Source organism: Leifsonia sp. KNZ12-8B (assembly GCF_056755495.1).
In genome coordinates this window covers 1-4,185 of sequence record NZ_JBPGXM010000208.1, presented here as the reverse complement: position 1 = coordinate 4,185, position 4,185 = coordinate 1, and the positions used below count along the sequence as shown (strand labels likewise).

The 4,185-nt window shown below is 76.8% G+C and carries 4 protein-coding genes; 1 reads left to right on the top strand and 3 read right to left on the bottom strand.

Features of this window, described 5'->3' with window-relative positions; translation table 11 throughout:
• Positions 1-43: 43 nt before the first annotated feature.
• Genes ACR9ZG_RS18345 through ACR9ZG_RS18335 form a run of 3 tightly spaced genes read right to left on the bottom strand, consistent with a single transcriptional unit; the run spans position 44 to position 2,837 of the window.
• Positions 44-679: a class II aldolase/adducin family protein gene (locus tag ACR9ZG_RS18345; RefSeq protein ID WP_481286281.1), complete on the bottom strand. Its 636-nt coding sequence runs from the start codon at positions 677-679 to the stop codon at positions 44-46.
• Positions 676-2,043, bottom strand: a complete 1,368-nt coding sequence (locus ACR9ZG_RS18340; protein ID WP_481286282.1) for a four-carbon acid sugar kinase family protein — start codon at positions 2,041-2,043, stop codon at positions 676-678. The genes ACR9ZG_RS18345 and ACR9ZG_RS18340 overlap by 4 nt, the downstream gene beginning before the upstream one ends.
• Positions 2,043-2,837 carry a DeoR/GlpR family DNA-binding transcription regulator gene (locus ACR9ZG_RS18335; RefSeq protein WP_481286280.1) on the bottom strand — a complete coding sequence of 265 codons (795 nt, stop codon included), beginning with the start codon at positions 2,835-2,837 and terminating at the stop codon, positions 2,043-2,045. The genes ACR9ZG_RS18340 and ACR9ZG_RS18335 overlap by 1 nt, the downstream gene beginning before the upstream one ends.
• A gap of 70 nt (positions 2,838-2,907) precedes the next feature.
• Between ACR9ZG_RS18335 and ACR9ZG_RS18330 the strand changes: the two genes are divergently transcribed.
• Positions 2,908-4,185 (top strand): FGGY family carbohydrate kinase (locus ACR9ZG_RS18330; protein ID WP_481286279.1); only part of this gene is annotated, 1,278 nt, incomplete at its 3' end.

Genomic DNA, 4,185 nt, shown 5'->3' with positions numbered 1-4,185 from the left:
GAGGGGGAGTGATCGGGTGCGGAGAGCAGAAGGCCGGGGCCCGCTACCGCCCCGGCGGGGTCAGTGCGGCGACGGCGGCCGCGTCGAGCGCACGCGCAGGGGCCTGCCGCAGCAGCAGGGTCAGCTGCGCCGCGGTCTCCAGCTCCTCGACGAGGTCGATCGCCGCCTCCAGGGTGGGGGCGGCGACGATCGGCCCGTGGTTCGCGAGCAGCAGGGCGGCGTGACCGGCGGCGCGCTGGGCGACGCCCTGTGCGAGGTCCGCGCTGCCGGGAGGCGCATACGGGACGAGCGGCACGTCGCCCAGGCGCATCACCCGGTACGGGGTGAGCGGCGGCAGCTGCGCGTTCCCGTGCTCGTCCGGCGGCAGGCACGCGATCGCGGTGGCGTGCGGCGAGTGGAGGTGGACGACCGCCGTCGCGCCGGAGTGCGCCGCGTACATGGCGGCGTGCAGCGGCAGCTCCTTCGTGGGCCGGGGCGATCCCTCCCGGTCGGAGGGCGTCACGGCCAGCTGCTCGGCGGTCACCGCCCGCAGCGACGACCCGGTCGGCGTCGCGACGATGCGCGAGCCGACGCGGACGCTGACGTTGCCCGAGCTGCCGGGCGACAGGCCGGCGCCGGAGAGGTGGCGGCAGGCGCGGATGATCGCATCCCGAGCCTCCTGCTCGTTCAGGCCGGTCACGGTGCCACCTCCCACGCGTCGGTGAAGAGGCCGGGGCCGCCGAAGTTGCCGGACTTGAGCAGGAGGGCGATGGTGCGCTCGGTGGTGGCGGTGGCGGTGGCGGGCGCGGCGACGCTGCGTGCCACGGCCCACGGCACCCCCGGCGCCGCCTGCTCGCCGATCAGCAGCCGCCGCACACCGAGCCGGGCGGCAACAGCGCCCGACGTCTCGCCTCCCGCCACCAGCAGGTGGCTGTAGCCGAGCTGGTGCACCGCGAAGGCGGCGAGCTCCGCGAGGGCGTCCTCGACCAGCGCTGCGGCCCGCTCGGCGCCGAGCTCCTCCTGGGCTCGCGCGACCTCCGGCGAGCTGCCGACGAGCACGGGCGCACGGTGGTCGGGTCGAGCGGCGAGGGTGTCGCGGAGGCGGTCGAGCGCCCGGTCGTCGGCGGCCAGCGCCAGCGGGTCGAGCGTGTGCCGCTCGCCCGCGAACGCCGCGGTCTGCCGCCGGGTCGCGGCCGAGGCGCTCCCGGCGAGGATGAGGCGGCCGGTCACCGGAACCTTCGGCAGGGCGGTGCCCGAGCGCTCGCTACCGCGCGCCGCGACCTCCGCCCGCGCGAGGGCCGTGGCGACGCCCGCGCCTCCGCCTGCCACGACGGGCCGGGGTGAGTCGAGGATCGCCGCGGCGATGACGTCGAGGTCGGCCTCGGTCAGCGCGTCGACGAGCGTGTGCCCGCGACCGATCGCCGAGGCGACCGCCTGCGGTCCTCGCTGCACGGCCTCCCACTGCACGAGCGACACCGGCGCGGGCGTCTGCGGGGCGAGCAGCCGCACCACCGACGAGTCGCGCATCGGCGTCAGCGGGTGATCGCGCAGGGGCGACTCCGCCAGGGGGACGCCGTCGGCGAAGAGGATGCCCTCATACTGCGTACGCCGCGCGCCGGGCGTGGCCGGGGTCCCGACCGTGCCGTCCGCGCCGGCGAGTCCGACCAGCCCGTCCGCGATGGGGCCGATGTTGCCGGCGGGGGTGGAGTCGAAGGTCGAGCAGTACTTCTGGTACAGCAGGGAGGCTCCCGCCTCCAGCAGCAGCCGCCCCGCGGCGGTCGCCTCGGCGACGGCCTGCGCCACCGGCGCCGTGCGCACCTTGAGCGCGACGACCGCGCAGGCCGACTCGCCGTCCTCCGCCGCGAACACCCCCTCCGCTCCGCCGCCATCGCTTCCGGAGTTCTGCACGCCGGCCGTCGGCGTGTCGCGGGCAGAAGTCCGGAAGAGATCGCGGGAGGGGAGAGCGGCCGGCAGCAGCACCGTCGCGGGGAGGCCGGCCTCCGCCACCCGTCCCGCGAGGTCGCAGGCGCCGGTGACGTCGTCGGCGACGGCACCGAGGCGCATCACGAGACGCCTTCCTCCGCGAGCGCCGGGGCCACGACGAGGGGCGCACCCGCGTCGAGCAGGGCCTGCACGTCGTCGGGGTCGGCGCCGGCGTCGGTCAGCACGGTGTCGACCAGGTCGAGGCCGCCGACGCGGATCGGGGCGCGCGCCCCGAGCTTCGAGTGGTCGACGAGCAGGATGGTCGTGCGGGCGACCCGCGCCAGCTCCTGCTTGAGCTCCGCGTCGAGCGCGCTCGCGACCAGGATGCCCGAGCGGTCGAGCGCCGTCGCGGACAGCACCGCGACATCCACCGCGTAGTCGCCGATGGACCGGCGCGCCGCGGCCCCGGCGAAGCTGCGCGTCTCGGGCCGGTAGACCCCGCCGATCGCGACGAGTTCGATGTCGGTGCGCTCGATGGCCGACTGGATGACCGGGGCGGAGTGGCTGATGACCGTGGTCCCCGGCCGCACCATCCCGGCGAGCGGCGCGACCGTCGTGCCCGCGTCGAGGGCGACGGTCTCGGCGCCCTCGAGCATCGCCAGGCAGGCGGCGGCGATGGCGCGCTTCTCGGCGCTGCCGGTGCCCGCGCGCTCGTCGAACGGGCGGCCGTGACCGAGCCCGGGGAGGCTCGCGCCGCCGATGACCCGCCGGGCGAGGCCCTCCGCCTCGAGCTGGCGGAGGTCGCGGCGGATCGTCATCTCCGATACGCCGAGCTCGTCCGCGACGCGCGACGACGACACGTAGCCCTCGGCGGCGAGCCGGCGGAGCAGCTCATCGCGGCGGGCGGGGGCGTCGGTGTAGCGCACGGCACCCATCCAATCGGCTTCTCGAAGCGCTTGTCAATCTTCTAACAAATCTTGACGCGAATGTTCGAGAGTGAACAGAATGAGGGACGTGACCTCCGCCTCCCCCGCTGCCATCGGCGTGGACGTCGGCACGACCAACACCAAGGTCGTGCTCGCGTCCGCCCCGCCGGGCGGGGAGGTCGTCGCAGAGCGGGTGGTCAGCCTTCCGACCCCCTCCTCGGGCGCCCGGCTGCAGGAGGCCGTGCTCGCCGCGATCGCGGAGGTCGCCGCCGACGCGCCTCCCGTCGCCGCCATCGGCGTCGCCTCGATGGCCGAGACCGGCGCGCTGACGACCCCCGACGGATCCCCGCTCGGCGACCTGCTGCGCTGGACAGACGGGCGCGCCGCCGGACACGCGGAGGCCGCCGCCTCCCTCGTCGCCCGGGCTGGAGCCGCCGAGCTCTATGCGGCCACCGGCGTCCCCGTGCCGGCGAAGTCGCCGCTCGTGCACTGGCTGCGGCTGCACGGCAGCGGCGACCCGCGGGTCGGGCGCGCGCACTGGGCGGGCGCCGCCGACCTGGTGGTCGCCGCGCTGACCGGTGAGGCCGTCACCGACCACACGCTCGCCGCCCGCACGATGGCGTACCGGCTCGGCGAGCCCGCCGAGGCGTTCGACCCCGACCTCCTCGCGCTCGTCGGTCTGACGCCCGACCGCTTCCCGCGCGTCGCGCGACCGGGCGACGCGGCGGGCACGGTGCGCGCCGGTGCGCTGGGTGCGCTGGCGGGCGTCCCGGTCGTCGTCGCCGGACACGACCACGCCGTAGGTGCGTGGGCGGCGGGCGTGCGGCGGCCAGGGCAGGCCGCGGACTCCGTCGGGACGGCGGAGGCGCTGCTGCGCGTGGCCGACGGCGTCCCGCGGGAGGGCGCCCGTCGCCAGGGCATGAGCATCGCGCGCACGGTCGACGGCGCCCACGAGACCCTGCTGGCAGCGAACCCCGCCGCGGGAGCGTTCGTCGCCTGGGCCCTGGCCGAGCTGCTCACCGCTTCTCCTTCCCCTTCCCCTTCCGCGACTCGTGAGCTCATGTCGCAACTCGGCGCGCAGACCCGCACCGAGTCACGACTCGGCGGCGACCCGCTCGCCGAGCAGCAGCGCCAGGCGGAGGCCGTGGCCGCGTCCGGCGACCGGCTCACGGCCTTCGTCCTCCCGTACCTCCGCGGCCGGCAGTCGCCCGCGCCCGACCCGCGCGCGAGCGTCCGCAGCGTCGGCGGGCCCGCGACGCTCGCCGGCGTGCTCACCGGCCTCGCCCTCCAGCTCGCCTGGCTCGACGCCGCCCAGACCGCCCTCGTGGGCCCCCGCGCCCCCGCGCTCCGCGTGCTC

Coding starts and splice junctions, on each gene's coding strand:
- ACR9ZG_RS18340 (WP_481286282.1), bottom strand. CDS start 2,043: ATGCGCCTCGGTGCCGTCGCCGACGACGTCACCGGCGCCTGCGACCTC.
- ACR9ZG_RS18335 (WP_481286280.1), bottom strand. CDS start 2,837: ATGGGTGCCGTGCGCTACACCGACGCCCCCGCCCGCCGCGATGAGCTG.